This window comes from Morganella sp. TYF_1, assembly GCF_043105645.1.
Taxonomy (GTDB): domain Bacteria; phylum Pseudomonadota; class Gammaproteobacteria; order Enterobacterales; family Enterobacteriaceae; genus Morganella; species Morganella morganii_B.
This window is the reverse complement of record NZ_JBICLU010000027.1, coordinates 176554-192824: the sequence shown is the minus strand read 5'-3', so window position 1 is coordinate 192824 and position 16271 is coordinate 176554. Positions and strand designations below refer to the sequence as shown.

Below are 16271 nucleotides of genomic sequence, written 5' to 3'. Positions count from 1 at the left end.
CATATTATAAAACAATCTCCGGTATATTAAACCGGAGATTATAGTTAGTTATTTTTAGATCTGATTGAAACTGACTTAAGAATATAGGGTTCAAGTAATTTAGCAACCGCTTCGAATACCGGAACAATAACCGAGTTACCGAACTGACGATAGGATTGGGTATCAGAAACAGGTATTCTGAACGGTTTTTCACCTACTTTTTCAAATCCCATTAACCGTGCACATTCTCGTGGCGTTAATCGTCTTGGTCTATTCGTTTGATTTTCCTCATCGCTAAAATCAACCTCTCCCTTAGTTTTATCCCAACCTCTATCAATTAATATTTCTGAGCCGTCTTTGTGATAGCGGGCTGATAAAGTACGGGCAATACTGGTGGCATTATTAGGATCAACAAGCCCAAAACCGAAACCATTACCTTTAGCTGCATGCTTTTTGGCGTAATTATAAAGATATTCCCATAGCTTGGGTGTTAAAATATATTTACTATCAACGGCCTGTTCAAGTAACTCACCAAATGTTGGTCTATTTTCAGGATAAAAGCGACTGATATCCCTCAGCGTAAATCCTTCATGAAGCTTCAGATCACGCCGGAATCCAACTAATACAATTCGTTCCCTGTGTTGAGGAAGGAAATGCTTACCATCAATAATTTTAGGATCCGCCGAACCGGAAACCCCGGCATCCGCTACTTCATAGCCTAATTCATCGAGTGTATCCATGATGATTTTGAAGGTTTTTCCTTTATCATGGCTTTTTAGATTCTTGACGTTCTCTAATACAAAAATACTTGGTTTCTTTGATTTAATAATCCTGGCAACATCAAAGAATAATGTCCCCTGAACTTCACATTCAAAACCATGAGCACGTCCCATGGAATTTTTTTTACTGACGCCTGCCAGACTAAAAGGCTGGCAAGGAAAGCCTGCCAACAACACATCGTGGTCAGGAATTTCTTTATCTATATGCTTATAAGCTTCAACGTCAGATACTGAAGTATCATCACTCAGTGTAATTTTGCGAATATCGAGGTTAAACTTATGCTCCAGTTCATCATTAAACCAGTTAGCCTTATAAGTACGTACAGCGTATTCATTCCATTCGCTGGTAAATACACATTGGCCACCAATCGACTCAAATCCTTTACGAATACCACCAATACCGGCAAATAAATCGATAAACCGGAAAGTATAATTTGGATGGTGTTCCGGTGGTTCCGGAAGCATCTTTTTAAGCAAAATTTCTTCCGCAGAAGTTAATAATTTTGGAGCACACTTTCCGTTGATCCAACGATTGAGGGTTTCTCTGCTCCACTCATTTTGACCAACTTTTCTTAGCAACTCAGCAACATACTTCTGATCATAAATCTCCAGAACTTTAGTAATGAGTTTTGTATCTTTTTTCTGCTGGCGCTTTTCTTCTTCTCCGGATTTTTGGAGAAGATCCTGAGCGAGTAATTCAAATTCTGACATAGCACCTCCAATGGGTCTTATTGGTGATACTTTATCACTCATTCGACCCAGAAAAAATAAAATTATCTGGTTATTTAACCAGTGATTAATAATTAAGCTAATTAGTCGTCCATATCTATCCCACCAGATATTTCATCTATCATAATCGGCAAATTGCCTTTATCCCCCAAGAGGCACTGACAGCCGTCATGAACAGTGATGTGGTAGATACACTGTACCGGCCGGATTCACCTGAAGATACAGGCCATATTCATCGGTCAGTTTGTACATCTTTTTACTGGGTTTTGCGTTCCTTGCTGCTATGTCGCTTAATGCCATAAGTCCGGATCACTCCTTTGTCGAATTGGTTTATCGCATCGTGGCTTTTACGTATTTCAGAGACAACAAAGAAGTCTATTTGCGAAATCAAACATTTATTGTGCGGGTGACAGAGAGGTGCAGACCAGCGTGGACAACCGAAAACAGTGCAGGATAAATAAACCGGTGTAATGGCGGGTTAATACAACACATGAGATAAAATTTAATGCATTGTTTTTATTTGAAAAAATAAAAGTGATGTTTTTTACTGGGATATATCGATTCCGTTATTTATTTCATGAACGCATTTTCATTATTTATTGATAGTGAATCTATTAATGTGCGCCCTTTTCAGCCCTGAAACTGACCGCTTTTTCCGGGTCAAAATGTAAATCGAAGCGAATTGACCACAGAATTGACTTTTTTTGACCCGGTAGCGCCCGGACGGCGACGGCGTAACGGGAACGTGTTACACGAACCAGTAATAGAAAATTAAAATGTTATTTTACAGTAACTTACAAATGAAAAATGCGGAGAAAAACAGCCGGACAGTGAATTTCAGGCACAAAAAAAGCCACCTTGCGGTAGCTTGATTTCACTTAAGAATGCCGAAGGCCGGAATCGAAAAAATTTATAATAAATTGATATTTATGGTAATTTACATCTAGTGGATAGAGGTGACCATGAAAATGACCTTTTGGGACAGCTATACATACGTTTATATAAACATACCATTGTACTGAATAATACTAATGTCATTGATTTATATAGGATTTAAAATTTTCAAAAAATAAAGTACATAAATTATTGTTATTTTAACACTGCAACACATTTCACTAAATATTAGTTAATAATATATTATTTATAGATTAATTAACCATTTAAAGAATGCCATTCAATACAAAAAATCAACATCCCCATTATTTCTAATGTGAATGTTTTGTCTATATTATTATGATAGAATAGACAAAACATTCTATTACATGGAAAAACCATGGCAATTACAGAGCTGTTACAGAACTTACATCGTGATACAAAAATTGTTGCCCATGCTCGTTTTAATAAAAGTAAAAGATTAACACGACAAGCGTGGTGGTCGCTTTTTTCTATATCATTTATGTCTATTTCTTTAATATTAATTACTTTATATGAAAGAACAACAACCGACCTCACTCCTATAGATTTATTCAATGGATTTCCTAACTGGTTTATTAGCATTTCTTTATCCATTATTATATTAGTTATTTCAATCACAATATCCTCAGCTAAACTAGATATAAAGAGTAAGAGACTTCATGATTCAGCAATAAGAATAAATAAAATATCTAGGGAAATTGAATTAAATACATACAATCAAAATTCAACTCTAGATAAATATAAAAAATTACTTAAAAAGTATAACCATATAATTCAAAATGATACAATCAACCATGATGAAATAGATTTTTTAATTGCAAAACACCAAGTAAATAAAAAATACGGATGTCTTTATTTATACAGAAAATACGTAAGACAATCTATATCATTAATCCCGTACTATATAATCTCATTACTTTCATTCATTATAATTTGTTCAATTATAAAAAATCTTATGTGAAATAACTATGATCAGACAAGATTTCTCGATTAAATCTCTTTTAAAAGTAACGTGTAGACATGAGATAATAAAATTCTCCCTAGGCAGAAATAAAGATGAATATAAATTAAATTTAGCACCTATATCAACTATATTATCTGATAAAGATTTCAATTTTAAATTTATAAAATCAATTAAAATAAGAGGGAAAAATGTTTATTTTACCGATAATCCAAGTGAACATTTTGCTTTAAAAGTAATATCATACAATATAAATAGATTATACAAAATATCGTTGAATAACAGAGATGAGATTTCCGAGCAAATTGCAAAAATACTAGAAACATCAAGCTGTTACGGGGTGATAAAGCTCGATGTTAAACATTTTTATGAATCTATATCATTTGACAATCTCATCGACAAACTTAAAACAGATATGCTTTTATCTACAAGGTTGATTAACATACTTGGAAGTTTAAAATTATTAGGTGCAAAAGGCCTGCCTAGAGGCTTATCTATAAGCCCTATACTATCAGAAATTTTCATGAAAAATGTTGATAGTGCAATAAAAAACATACCCGGTGTCTATTATTATTCTCGCTATGTTGATGACATATTTATACTATCAACAAAAAATTCAACAGAAATATATTGTGAAGTAATAAAAATATTGGATAAGTATGAATTAAAAACCAATAAAAAAATGTATAAAACTGATATTTTTAATACATACACACCCAACATATCAAATAAAACATTTGATCATTTAGGTTATAAATATATAATTAAAAATACCGAGTATAATAAAAAAAGGATTGTAAATATTGAGTTAGCTGATGATAAAGTCAGAAAAATAAAAACGCGGATTGTACATTCATTGTTAGACCGAGTATATAACAAATCGAGAATAAATGATAAAAAAGAATTACTTCTAAAAAGAATAAATATACTTTCTGGGAACTATCCTTTATTTTCAAAAGGGAAAACAAATCAAAAAGAAACTCAATTAAAAGGCGGGATTTACTTTAGCAATCGACTAGTTAATAATCCTGCTATATTTGAACAATTTAATTCATTTATCAAAAAATCAATATTCTCCAGGAAAAATAATTTCTTTGGTCGCACTATGAATAAAATACCTCTATCTGAAAAAATAGAATTGACTCGCATATGCTTTAGGCAAGGTTTTGTACAGAAAAAATTCATTCCATCTTCAGATAAAGAAATGAAAGAAATAAAAGAATGTTGGAAACATAAGAATCATAAGAGAAAATAAAGATGAAAGATAAAATAACTCTAGACAGAAAGGATTTCTGTCGAGTATTACTCACCGATGTTTTACCATACGAAATACCATTTATTTTAACTAACGAGGGTTTTTATAAATTCTCAAAAAATAAAAATAACCTGAAGAAAAATAAATTTATATATGATTTCTTTACTAAAAAAAATGAGAACAATGAAACTAATCCATTAATTTATAGGATAGCAAAAGATAATGACTCATCAAGAAACCTTTTTTTAATTCACCCAAAAAATCAACTGCAGATAGTTGAACTATATAAAAATTACAATCAATTAATATCTCACTTATGTTCACGAAGTACCTATTCACTTAGGCACCCATCAAAAATAGCTTATACATATCAAAAAAATAACAATAGTATACTTAAAAGATACGAAGACAAATTTAAAGATGAAGGCGTTGGTATTGACGATGATGAACCAATGTACGCCAGTACTTTCTTTGAATATAAAGAAATTAGCTTTCTCTACAAATTTTATGATTCTTATCAATTTCATCGAATAGAGAAAAAATTTGACAAATTATTCAAATTTGACATTGCAAAATGTTTTTCTTCTATATCAACATTTTATCTATCAAAGTCAATTAGAGAGATACAAAGTTACCATAACTCTATAGGATTACATAGCTTTGAGAATTTATTCCAAAAAATAATGGAAAACTGCTATTTTGGAAATTCACATGGAATCGTTGTAGGCCCTGAATTTTCACGTATTTTTTCTGAAATATTATTGCAGTCAATAGATATTGAAATAAAAAAATCATTAGAAAATCATGTTACTAGTGATGGTGGAATAATAAAAATAAAGGAAAATACTGATTATGTAATTAAGCGGTACGTAGATGATTACTTCCTTTTTTATAATAATGAAGATATTGGAAATCATGTGTATAAAGAGACATTACGTCAACTAGAGAAATTCAAATTATACATCAATGAATCAAAGAATACGAAATACACAGTCCCATTCATTACGGGTGTAACTATCGCAAAACAAGAATATAGAAAATTAATAGAAAGCTTATTTTCAAAATTTGGATATGTTGATGACAATGAAATAAAAAAAGGAATAAAATCCCCTATGCATAGATTTCATCAATTAGCCAATCAATTAATAACCGATATAAAATGCATCGTATATAAAAACAAAATATCATATTCAGCTATAACAGGATATTATTTCACACTTGCTAGAAATAAGGTATGCGAAATCCATGAGCATATTGACGACTATAAAGATGACCCTATCCAATCTGAAAAAATAACTAATTTCCTAATTATAATAATTGAATTATCATTTTTTATTCACTCTATGGATTTTAGAGTGCGAAGTACTTATTTAATATCACAGATAATTATATTAATAAATAAAATATCAGAAAACCTAGGTGTTCAAAGCTCTGAATTCATCAAAAAAAAGATATACGATGAAGCTTACTTATCAATACGAACTGCCATACAAAAAAACAACATAAGAGATATCGAATGTTTAAATTTAATTATTTCAATTCGAGATATAGATATTAATTATCAGCTAAACCAAGAAACCATAGAAAAAATAATAGGGTTAGACAGAGACAACGTTTCCCCTAATTATTTTAGTTTAATGACGTGTTTGTTTTATATACAAAACAAAAAAGAATACTTATCTACTAGAACAAAAATAGTTAATCACATTTGTACCAAACTAAGTGATAATTACTTGAGTATTTATAACGACTCCGAACTTGCACATATTTTTTTTGATTCTATAAGATGTCCTTACATTACAAGAAAAATGAAAACAGATATTGTACAAATAGCTTTAAAAAACACTATACGTGGTACCGAAGTCGCTTCAACTATAGAATTTATAGAATCTCAAAACTGGTTCATAGACTGGGATTGTTCAACAGCTGACTCAATCGAGCGGTTATTAATGAAAAAGGAGTTGAAAGCGCCATACGATAATTGATATCATCTACCGGCACGCAGAGAAAATACCTCTAATATTTATATTAGTTGTTTTCACACACGAAATAACAACTCTGCGTGCATTTAACGATAAAAAAATCTGTATATATTTCATACAGCCCTATCTTTTGCCATTGGCAACTCACTCTGCCCCATCATACCTACAAAAACCCTCTCCGCAACTCCAACCGGAAACCTCTCCGGCAACAACGCACTCACACGCTCAATCACTTCTGGTGTCCGGCCGATAATCTCATCCAGCATTGCTTCAACTTGTTGTTTTTCAAATCCCACCGTCTCGCCGTGCTTGATCCAATGGCGACGCTGAATTTTGCTCATCAGGTAATAGTTACTACTTCCCCGGACGGCCATTGCCAGTTTGCATTTCTGCCAGGCAATCTGGTTATTACCATTACCGATCAGCGGCCATGCAGATAGAACATCATACAAAGGCGTCAGGCGGTAACGGTTTTGCGGTTGCATGGATATACTGAAGTTTTTGGCATGTCCGTCTGTGGCGGCCATCAGCCAGAAAATAATCTGTGTTTTAAAAAAAGTTTCTCTGTCCTGCTCCGCCTGCTCGGAATGACTCAGTATTCCCATGATATCCGTGATACCCGGGCCACCATCAGCCTGATATTTCCGCAGCGGTGAAACACCCAGTGCCTGACACATATCCTCCTGCGGCAAACGGATAATCCACTGTCCGTCAGTTGACCAGCGCCGGTCAAAACGATCGACAATTAATACTTTCTGGTCTTCAAACTGCGCAATCTGTGTTTTTGCGACAGGAATACCATAGTGTTCAAGGATCAGCGAACACAGCCATTCATTTTCAACTGATGTGCTCATATCTGCCTTCATATTACCGACTAAGCCAAGCGGTAATTTGAAGATATGAGTTGTCGGCGTATTACCTTCCGGTAAACACCATTGTCCATCATTCCACAGTAAAGCCGTTTTTTCCTGCGCACCGGCGATAGACAAGCGCAACTCTTCATCATTGTTATGACGACCGAGAATTGACGTTGTGGTATTACGCAGTATCACTGCAATATCCGCTTCCGAAAGCGGCCGGTAATTGACAGAAAATAAGTCTGCCGGTTCATCATCCGGATGCAGCAATTGAATTGCCCCGACACAATCTCTTCCCAGTTCGGCCAGCAGATCAAAAGGTTCCAGGCTCTCCGCCCTGTAGCGCATCGCCAGACGCCTGCGGATATCCTCACTATCCGGTAATAAATTATCAAAGTAATCACGCACAACATTTCCGCGCCAGACCTGATTACCCGGCGTGAACGGCAATGAAAGAGACAGCGGTCTGCCTTGCTCATCAGCAACCCACTCCGGGAGATAGTGCAGCCGGTCTTCCCCTCTGATCTTTTCCCAGAATCCGACACGGATTCCGTTCATCCATATTGCTAAACGTTGTTGTGTCCGGCTCATATTTACCATTTCTCCCGTCTGGCCGGAGAGTTATCCGGTATTTCCGCAGATTCCTGAATAACTGAGAATTGCCCGGCAGAAAGCACTATTTCGACACCCAGCACAGTGAATACTTTGAATAGTCGTTCAATACTGGCACTGGCCGGATTGGCTTCCAGGCGGGCATAGGTCTGCTGCGTAACACCTAGTTTCTCTGAGACGTCTTTTTGCGTCATTCCGTTAGCCTTACGAAAGCCGACCAGCAACGGACGCAACTGATTGAGTGTTTTAAGCGGATAAGCAGTGTTCATAGCATATTGACCATTTCAGATGCCTGTACAGGCTTTAAGCTGTTTTCACACATTACACTCTATAAGGTGTAAATGCAAAATACAATCTATATGCTGTAAAAATATCTGTATACTCGTCAAATATCTCATCTATTAAAATCAGACGCCCGTCCCCTCCCCCAAATCTCAATCACCCGATCTACTCCTGAAATCTTTTAAAACCAAATTACAATTACCGATGCTAATTATTAGCGACCTAATTCCGGGTATTTCCTGGCTTTACAGCAGAGCGACCTTTTACGGCCATTTTCAGGATGCGTAAACCTGCTTGAACCTGCCGGTTATTCCCCCTACGGTGATATGCGTAACTCCGCTGTCACTGACAGCAGCCAAAGCCAATGTTTCCCGTGACCTGCAAGAAACGCCTTCGGGTGGTCACATGCCAATGTCATTGTGGTCTGCAACTGACGCCTTCGGGTGACCGCACTATGCCGTAAAAACAACGCTGTTAAACGTCTGACAGGCGCAATGAGTCTCAGGCGTCACTTTTACGCAGTGAAAGTGACGCCGCTGCACAGACCGCCCTCTGCCCTTGTGAGACACCACTTACACACATCGTCATGCCTCTGACACCACTGTCAGCGTCTGATAAATCACCAAAAGGAGACCACTACCACACTGAACCGATACCGGGGACGGGCTGCTCAGCCCGTGGGGATAACCTGCTTATGCAGGCGGCTGCACAGAGTGCAATACCGATGCCCCGTAATACCTCAACCTCTGCCCGCTCCGGCGCACAGGTATCGTTCAGCACACCAAACCACGCGCCGGAGACACGCAGTCAACCGCAATACAGGGAATCCGTATGAGTAAATTAACCAAGGAAATGACCACGCTGGCGAAACAGGCCGGTGGCAGTTTCAAAACCGTGCATGACCGTATCCGGATTATGGAGAGATTCAGCCGTCATCTGCTCGCGCTGAATATCCAGATCAAAGATATCCGGCATCTGAAATCAAAGCATATCGAACAGTTTATTGCGGATCGTCTGTCGTCCGGGATCACCCTGCGCTCATTGCAGAATGAGATGGCCGCATTACGCTGCGTTCTCCGGACAGGCGGCAGGGATAAGCTGGCTGAATCAGAACGGCTGACCAATAAAGCGCTCGGATTAAGCGGAGCGAGCCGTGCCGGAACAAAGCTGGCAATCCCGGATGATCGCTTTCAGGCCGCACTGCAACTGGCTCAGGTGCGTGATGAGGGCCTTGCCTGTGCGCTGCAACTTGCCCGTCTGTTAGGTCTGCGATCACAGGAAGCGGTGCAGTGTGGTGCGTCAATAAACAAATGGAAAAATCAGATAAACACTTTCCGCTCAACCGTCACCGTTGTGTTTGGTACAAAAGGCGGCCGTCCGCGGGAAGTACAGATTATCGACCGGGACGCTCTGAAACAGGCGGTGGAAAACGCGCTGCGGGTTGCGGAAAGCCGCAACGGCAGACTGATCGATAAGCCGGATTTAAAGGCCGCGATGAATTACTGGCGCACGCATACCGCACGTATCGGGCTGACCGGCTGCTACTCGCCGCACAGTCTGCGTTATGCACGGGCGCAGGATTCTATCGCGCATTACCTGTCTCAGGGCTATTCCCGCACGGAAGCCAGAGCGCTGACATCGATGGATTTAGGTCATGGTGATGGCCGTGGCCGTTATGTCGAGCGCGTTTACACACAAAAAGAGGATTGATGATGTCTGATTACACGTTATTGCGGGTTCAGGATGTGATGAAGAAAACCGGCTTTAAGCGGTCATGGGTTTACGTGCAGATGGAGCGCGGGAAATTCCCGCGTCCGGTCAGAATCGGCGGCCGCTCCATCGCCTGGGTGGAAAGTGAAATAAATGAATGGATTGCATCGCACATAAAAAAACGTGAGGACGCACGCAAGTGATTATTTTTTATTATTTTCTGACAGGCTGTTTACGTTATACTACCAGAGCTGCGGCACAATCCGCAGCCGGAATTGGCGTTCCGAAGTTTCAATTGATCACCGGAAACATCAGCAGCATGTTTCCGGTGATAGCTCGTACCTGCCTGCATTCAATGGTAGTCCGGGCGGGGCTTCCGCAAGGAAGGCCGGTATCAATTGGACCCGGTAACGCCAACCCCGTTCGGGCTGCCACCAACGAGATTGGCGTCTCAGGTGGCAGCATCAATATAAGTCCAATTGAGGCTGCCCTATGGCTACTACCCTTACCTTATCTTACCCGCGATTCTTTCTTACTTCAGCGGGGGTGCCTTATGTATGATCACACCCCTCTCACGCCTGAAGAACTCTCTGACCAGTGCTGTGCCCTCGCGTTTGCCATTATCCGGCTTGAACATCCCTATGCTGAAGAACTGCTGATGTACGTCCTGTGGGAACGTATCAATACACTTAATACCCTGCTGACAACGGAGGTGAGCAGCGATGAATAAATCAGTGACTGATGTAGTGGCGCGATGCCGTCATAACTGGGTGGCGGTGATGGCCATGCTGGATATTCCCCTGCCACCGGATGGCAGACACGGCCCCTGTCCTGCCTGTGGCGGGAAAGATCGCTTCCGGTTTGATGATAAGGCCGGTCGCGGTACCTGGTTCTGTAATCAGTGCGGCCACGGTGACGGGCTGGATCTGGTCGCACTGGTAAAGCAATGTAGTTTGTCCGAAGCGGCGCAACTGACAGAAAACCAGGTGTTGGCAGTGTCAACACCGCCCGCCAGAGAAAAAACCAGTCACCGCCGGGTGCCGCAGGAGAGAATCAGCCAGATCCTCAGCCACAGCGAAATGCGCGAAAGCCCTTATCTCACGGAGAAAGGACTCTCTGTCCGGTTGCCCTGCCTGACCGCGCAGCAAACCCTGCAAATCAGTGATATCACCTTCGGCGAAGGAAGCCTGTTACTCACGCTGAACAATACCGCCGGTGATCTTACCGGTGCTCAGTTGATTAACCCGGCCGGTGAAAAGCGGCTGCTGCCCGGCTCTCAGCTTAAAGAGGCGTTTATCACCGTACAATTTCCGGAAGTACCGGAGACCATCATTATCACTGAGGGTTATGCGACCGGTCTGACGCTCAGCCTGATTAGTACCTCAGCGGCCATTGTGGCTGCGGTTTCAGCCAATAATCTCATTAATGTTGCGAATGCCTTACGCAATCAGCATCCGGAGGCCGTTATTATTCTGGCGGGCGATCATGATATCCGCACTGACGGCACGGCCAATACCGGCAAAGCTCTGGCAGAGAAAGCCTCCCGGGCGGTGAATGGCTGGGTTTCACTGCCGCCGGCGGCCTCGCAGTGTGACTGGGATGATTTCCGCCGGCAGCACGGCATTGAGGCCACCAAAACCGCCTTTTATAAACAGCGTTACCAGCCGCAGCGCGTCCCGGTGAGCTGCATTGATTACAACGCGCCACCGTTCCGCACCTCCCTTCCGCTGCGTAAAGGCTCTGACGGCTTTGATACGCGCCAGGATTATCTCATCAAGGGCTATCTGCCCGGTTCCTCCGTTGCCAGCGCTTACGGTGCCAGCGGCTCTTACAAATCATTTCTGGCGGTTTCGTGGGGATGCCATATCGCGACCGGCAAACCGTGGGCGGGCAAGCCGGTCACACAGGGTGCGGTGATTTATGTTGTCGGTGAGGGCGGAATCGGCGTTCCCCGCCGTATCCGTGCATGGGAACAGACGCTGAACGGCGGCAGCCCGATAGATTCACTCTACCGCGTGGATTGCCCGATCTTCCCTGCCAGCCCGGACAGCGTGCAACAAGTGATACAAGCTGCCAATGATGTGAAAACCACAACGGGCATGCCGGTGCGCCTGATTATCCTCGATACCCTCGCCCGCTGTTTCGGCGGATCGGACGAGAATGCAGCGAAAGATATGGGGGCATTCATTCAGGGATGTGATTTTATCAAAGCCGCCACGCAAGCCACCGTGCTGGTTATCCATCACTCCGGCAAAGATCAGGATAAGGGTGCGCGGGGTTCCAGTGCGTTCCGTGCCGCGCTGGATGTGGAGTTCCATGTGCGCCGTGAGGGCGAAGATCCGGCCATTATCCTCAGTTGCACCAAAATGAAGGATGCGGAAGAACCACCGCGCCAGGCTTATGACCTGCATTCCGTAGATTTATATGTAGATGAGGATGGTGATCACATCACCTCGCTGGTACTGAACGACGAAGGACGGGAGGCACGGGATGACGGCCCGGCATCTGACCCTGATCTTGCCGGTGTTCCGCGCCTGACAGATAACCATGTTGCGCTGTGGCAGGCTATCCGCTCACGGACAGCCAAAGGCGAAAGCTGTACCCGTGCCGTGCTGCGTGACGATATGAAAGCAATGAATTTTGATGTCTCCAAAAAATTCTCCCGCTGGCTCGATAAGCTGGAAAAAGACAATCTGATCGCATTCCGGGGCGAGGAGATTATCCCGCTGCCGCATCAGACCAAAGTGGGGGACTAAACGGGGGAAAAGTGGGGGAAGCTGTCCGGAGAACCATAAAAACCGGTGTTTTCCCCCACTTCGCACGTATATATAGAACCTAAGTGGGGGAAATACTGTAATTTCATTATAAACAGTGAGTTATAGAGATTCCTGAAAATGAAGTGGGGGAAGAAGTGGCACCCTGCTATGTGGGGGACAAAGTGGGGGACGTTTTCACGTTTTTTCCCTGGCAGGCGCCGTTAAATCCCCCCGGTTTTTACAGACAACGCATCAGCACCGGCCACCCAAAAAATGGCCGGTGCGATGGTGATACGGACATCTTTACGTACAATATTAACCAATCATCAGTATTTCATTAGCTACAAAGTAAACACAATGTTCTTTTATTTACTCCAAATCAAAAAAATATATTACTTAATCATTTTGTTAATTTCATTAATATATCCTTTGAATACCATTTCAAGTTTTTGGATATATTCTAAATGCCATTTTGTAAGCTCAACCCAATAATCTTTATTATACCCATTTGCATCCATACAAAATTCAATTCTTGAGGATTTTTTTTCATCTAATCTCAGCCAATTTAATTCATTCCCAAACTTCTTTTCTATTTCAGCTTTTCGTTCATAAAAAAAGTCAAAAATCTTCTTATTTTCAACAGAATCCTTTCTTGCAAATTCAATATCAACTCGTAATGCCTTTTGCAGAAAAATCAGATGATATGAACATTGAGGTATACCTGTGGCAGCGCTCAGCCAATGGTCTGTTTTAGGACTAATATTATTATAGAGAGTATTATTTTTCTTTGAAAAATATTCAAGTAACTGAGCCCAATATTGATAACGGATATCAGTACTATCTGTTCTTTTTACCTTAGCTATAAATTCTTCATCATCTTTACGAATCAATCTAACCATATATTCTGATGCTTCTGGCACTGGAATTATTTGTTGAATGTCAACCAATAGCTGTTCACCTAATCGATAGGGTGATACCTTTACGCACTTTACATTTATTTTACGATCAAGTAACCAAAGAGCTGTATTAGTTACCTCTTTACTAAATTTACCAGCAACTAAAATAATACGCTGAGTATTACGTGGATTTAGTGTTATCACTGAACCATCAACATCCTGGTTTTCTTCTAAAAACCGCTGAATAAGAATTTTTGCAGTATTCCTAACTTTATTTTCTTCATATGCATCATCATCCAGATCCATAAAATATGGTTTATTTTTTAATAAATATTTTGAAAATACATCCTCAATATCATCAGATGTAAAAGGTGCAACATAAGATGCATATTTTATTGCCTGCCAAACAGCATCGCGACCACTATTATCTCTTTTGTTTTCAATTAATACTAATTGACCAAGAGTATCAAGTGCTAATAAATCAAGGCGCTCTCCTGTACCATCAAATCTATCAAATTCTTTTTGGATAATTAATAGACTCTCACCAAGAGATTCCGGATGGCTAACCAACCACTCCTGCAAATCATAACGTTCAGTTAATTTATGCTCACTGAGCTTTGTACCATTCAATGGTTTTAATTTTTTATTTATTGTATCTACAGTATATAAACTCATATTTTTATATTTAATTTAGTAAATTTAAAGTTATTTAAAGTTATTTAAAGTTATTTAAAGTTATTTAAAGTTATTTAAAGTTATTTAAAGTTATTTAAAGTTATTTAAAGTTATTTAAAGTTATTTAAATAAAACTATAATATAAAAATTAACATAAATAAACTAAATATAATTTTAAATAATTATTAACTAAAATAGTTTACTGTACCGGCCAAAAAATGGCCGGTGCGGTGGTGAAGAAAGTTACCCTCCCTCAAACTCATACGGCACAACAAATTCCCGGCTGACCGCATCGAGATAATCCGCCCACCACTGCATCATGAGTTTGCGCTCCACAATATGTTCGGCCTTGTGAATATAGGCGGCGCGGACGGTGTTGCGCTCCTGATGGCTCATCTGCCGCTCTACCGCATCCCGTGACCATTTTCCTGACTCAATCAGGGCGCTGCATGCCATGGTGCGGAAGCCGTGGCCGCACAGCTCGGTGGCGGTGTTATAGCCCAACGTCCGCAGGGCGTTGTTTACGGTATTTTCACTCATCGGTTTTATCAGGCTGTGATCGCCGGGAAATAGCAGCCCGTCATCCCCGCTGATGGCGCGGATTTCGTCCAGTATCAATAATGTCTGACGCGACAGCGGCACAATGTGTTCTGACTGCATTTTTGCGCCGCGATAAGAGAATTTCACACCGGGAATTGGTGTGCGCTGCGCCGGAATTGTCCACATGGCACGCTCAATGTCGAACTCAGACCAGCGGGCGAGGCGGATTTCACTGGAGCGCGAGAACGTCAGCAGCGTGAACTGTATCGCCAGTTTGGTTAACTCACGGCCGTTGTAATAACCCAGCTTTGTCAGCAGCTCCGGCAGCCGTTCCAGCCGCAGCGCCGGACGGTGAGTCACACGCGGCGGCATCAGTGCCCCGGCCATGTCTTTTGCCGGATTACGGTCAATCAGGCCGCACTGAACCGCATACCCCATAATGTCGGTGATCCGCTGTTTCAGCCGCGAGGCCAGCTCAAGGCGGTCATTCGCTTCCACAACCCGCAGTGGTGCCAGCAGATCTTTGGTTTTCAGCGTCCCGACATGCTGATCACCGATTGCCGGGAGAACATGTTTTTCCAGATCCCGCCAGACCCGCCGGGCGTGTGTTTCTGACCAGCGCCGCCGTCTGAGCATCTGCTGTGACCATTCCCGCGCCATTTTCTCAAAGGTATTCAGCGCGTCCTCTTCGGCTTCCTTTTCCGCAATACGTTTCTGCTTCGGGTGAACACCATCCAGTATCATCAGACGGGCCTCATCGCGTTTCTCGCGGGCGCGTGACAGCGACACCAGCGGATACCCGCCGAAGGCAATCCGGCTCTGTTTGCCGTCAAATACGAAATTAAAATACCAGCGCTTTGTACCGGCCGGATTATCCCGGATATGCTCCATCAACCGGGTTGAGATATCACCCCGGTTGTCAGGGATGGGTTTGCCATCCAGCAGAAACAGCATTCGCTCCAAATCGGCCAGTTGATCCCTCCGCCAGCCCCAGTTCAGACTAAATCCCCAGCGATTGTGACTTACCAGATTATTGATGATGATCTTCTTACCAAAGCTGCAGGGACTATTGGTTTTGTAATCCCACGACAGGCCTTTGAAGACGTTGATGATGCCACGTTCAAAGACATCCATTTTGTTGAGATGTAACTGTTCAAAGGTGCTGAGGATATTCGCCTCGGTGATTGCAGGAAGATCTCCCTCCTCCAGGTTCTTGTGCCACTGGTCGCGAGCCTGTGCATCCATCAAGGCCATCATGCCGGACTTCAACATTAAATCGCGCCAGATACTGCGGTCGATATTACGGGTGATAGAGGTAAAAATCAGGAATGAGGCTCGAAGAA

At 41.6% G+C, this 16271-nt stretch carries 12 protein-coding genes and 2 pseudogenes; 9 read left to right on the top strand and 5 right to left on the bottom strand.

Translation table 11 applies throughout. The annotated features are described in order from the left end of the window. Positions 1–44 precede the first annotated feature (44 nt). A complete protein-coding gene (locus ACF8OF_RS19540) occupies positions 45–1469 on the bottom strand; it encodes a DNA cytosine methyltransferase (RefSeq protein ID WP_392496667.1) in 1425 nt (474 codons plus the stop codon). Positions 1470–2760: 1291 nt separating this feature from the next. On the opposite strand from ACF8OF_RS19540, the gene ACF8OF_RS19535 reads away from it, so the two are divergent. The 3 genes from ACF8OF_RS19535 to drt3b are packed head-to-tail and all read left to right on the top strand — an operon-like array spanning position 2761 to position 6603. Further along, positions 2761–3363: an SLATT domain-containing protein gene (locus ACF8OF_RS19535; RefSeq protein WP_392496639.1), complete on the top strand. Its 603-nt coding sequence runs from the start codon at positions 2761–2763 to the stop codon at positions 3361–3363. Between the two features lie 7 nt (positions 3364–3370). Further along, positions 3371–4618 carry an antiviral reverse transcriptase Drt3a gene (gene drt3a, locus ACF8OF_RS19530; RefSeq protein ID WP_392496637.1) on the top strand — a complete coding sequence of 416 codons (1248 nt, stop codon included), beginning with the start codon at positions 3371–3373 and terminating at the stop codon, positions 4616–4618. A 2-nt stretch (positions 4619–4620) separates the two neighbouring features. After that, on the top strand, positions 4621–6603 hold the full coding sequence (gene drt3b / locus ACF8OF_RS19525; protein WP_392496635.1) for an antiviral reverse transcriptase Drt3b: 1983 nt from the start codon (positions 4621–4623) through the stop codon (positions 6601–6603). 110 nt (positions 6604–6713) lie between these two features. Here the strand turns inward: drt3b and ACF8OF_RS19520 are convergent, their stop codons facing one another. Next, positions 6714–8048, bottom strand: a complete 1335-nt coding sequence (locus ACF8OF_RS19520) for a type II toxin-antitoxin system HipA family toxin (RefSeq protein ID WP_392496634.1) — start codon at positions 8046–8048, stop codon at positions 6714–6716. Between the two features lie 2 nt (positions 8049–8050). Continuing rightward, a complete protein-coding gene (locus ACF8OF_RS19515) occupies positions 8051–8338 on the bottom strand; it encodes a helix-turn-helix transcriptional regulator (protein ID WP_166708723.1) in 288 nt (95 codons plus the stop codon). Positions 8339–9182: 844 nt separating this feature from the next. Between ACF8OF_RS19515 and ACF8OF_RS19510 the strand changes: the two genes are divergently transcribed. The 6 genes and pseudogenes from ACF8OF_RS19510 (at position 9183) to ACF8OF_RS19485 (ending at position 12817) form a co-directional block, all read left to right on the top strand. Then, on the top strand, positions 9183–10061 hold the full coding sequence (locus ACF8OF_RS19510; RefSeq protein ID WP_392496633.1) for an integrase domain-containing protein: 879 nt from the start codon (positions 9183–9185) through the stop codon (positions 10059–10061). After that, a complete protein-coding gene (locus tag ACF8OF_RS19505; RefSeq protein ID WP_392505298.1) occupies positions 10061–10264 on the top strand; it encodes a helix-turn-helix transcriptional regulator in 204 nt (67 codons plus the stop codon). The genes ACF8OF_RS19510 and ACF8OF_RS19505 overlap by 1 nt, the downstream gene beginning before the upstream one ends. Further along, positions 10261–10566, top strand: a pseudogene (locus tag ACF8OF_RS19500) (ash family protein); the annotation flags it as partial. The gene ACF8OF_RS19505 and the pseudogene ACF8OF_RS19500, both read left to right, overlap by 4 nt. 48 nt (positions 10567–10614) lie before the next feature. Further along, positions 10615–10791 (top strand): hypothetical protein, encoded by a 177-nt coding sequence (locus tag ACF8OF_RS19495; protein ID WP_234420384.1) that lies wholly within the window; start codon positions 10615–10617, stop codon positions 10789–10791. Continuing rightward, positions 10784–11674: pseudogene (locus ACF8OF_RS19490) on the top strand (primase-helicase zinc-binding domain-containing protein); the annotation flags it as partial. The gene ACF8OF_RS19495 and the pseudogene ACF8OF_RS19490, both read left to right, overlap by 8 nt. A gap of 66 nt (positions 11675–11740) precedes the next feature. Further along, complete coding sequence (locus ACF8OF_RS19485; RefSeq protein WP_262862922.1) at positions 11741–12817, top strand: helicase RepA family protein; 1077 nt, start codon at positions 11741–11743, stop codon at positions 12815–12817. 392 nt (positions 12818–13209) lie between these two features. On the opposite strand, the gene ACF8OF_RS19480 is transcribed toward ACF8OF_RS19485, so the two are convergent. Continuing rightward, entirely contained in the window at positions 13210–14388 is a 1179-nt protein-coding gene (locus tag ACF8OF_RS19480; protein ID WP_392496630.1) for a DUF4268 domain-containing protein, read from the bottom strand. Positions 14389–14631: 243 nt separating this feature from the next. Further along, on the bottom strand, positions 14632–16227 hold the full coding sequence (locus ACF8OF_RS19475; RefSeq protein ID WP_392497453.1) for a DUF4942 domain-containing protein: 1596 nt from the start codon (positions 16225–16227) through the stop codon (positions 14632–14634). Positions 16228–16271 lie beyond the last annotated feature (44 nt).

Bases quoted from the DNA above. Each gene is read 5' to 3' on its own strand.
- ACF8OF_RS19540 (WP_392496667.1), bottom strand. From the start codon at position 1,469: ATGTCAGAATTTGAATTACTCGCTCAGGATCTTCTCCAAAAATCCGGA.
- ACF8OF_RS19535 (WP_392496639.1), top strand. From the start codon at position 2,761: ATGGCAATTACAGAGCTGTTACAGAACTTACATCGTGATACAAAAATT.
- drt3a (WP_392496637.1), top strand. From the start codon at position 3,371: ATGATCAGACAAGATTTCTCGATTAAATCTCTTTTAAAAGTAACGTGT.
- drt3b (WP_392496635.1), top strand. From the start codon at position 4,621: ATGAAAGATAAAATAACTCTAGACAGAAAGGATTTCTGTCGAGTATTA.
- ACF8OF_RS19520 (WP_392496634.1), bottom strand. From the start codon at position 8,048: ATGAGCCGGACACAACAACGTTTAGCAATATGGATGAACGGAATCCGT.
- ACF8OF_RS19515 (WP_166708723.1), bottom strand. From the start codon at position 8,338: ATGAACACTGCTTATCCGCTTAAAACACTCAATCAGTTGCGTCCGTTG.
- ACF8OF_RS19510 (WP_392496633.1), top strand. From the start codon at position 9,183: ATGAGTAAATTAACCAAGGAAATGACCACGCTGGCGAAACAGGCCGGT.
- ACF8OF_RS19505 (WP_392505298.1), top strand. From the start codon at position 10,061: ATGATGTCTGATTACACGTTATTGCGGGTTCAGGATGTGATGAAGAAA.
- ACF8OF_RS19495 (WP_234420384.1), top strand. From the start codon at position 10,615: ATGTATGATCACACCCCTCTCACGCCTGAAGAACTCTCTGACCAGTGC.
- ACF8OF_RS19480 (WP_392496630.1), bottom strand. From the start codon at position 14,388: ATGAGTTTATATACTGTAGATACAATAAATAAAAAATTAAAACCATTG.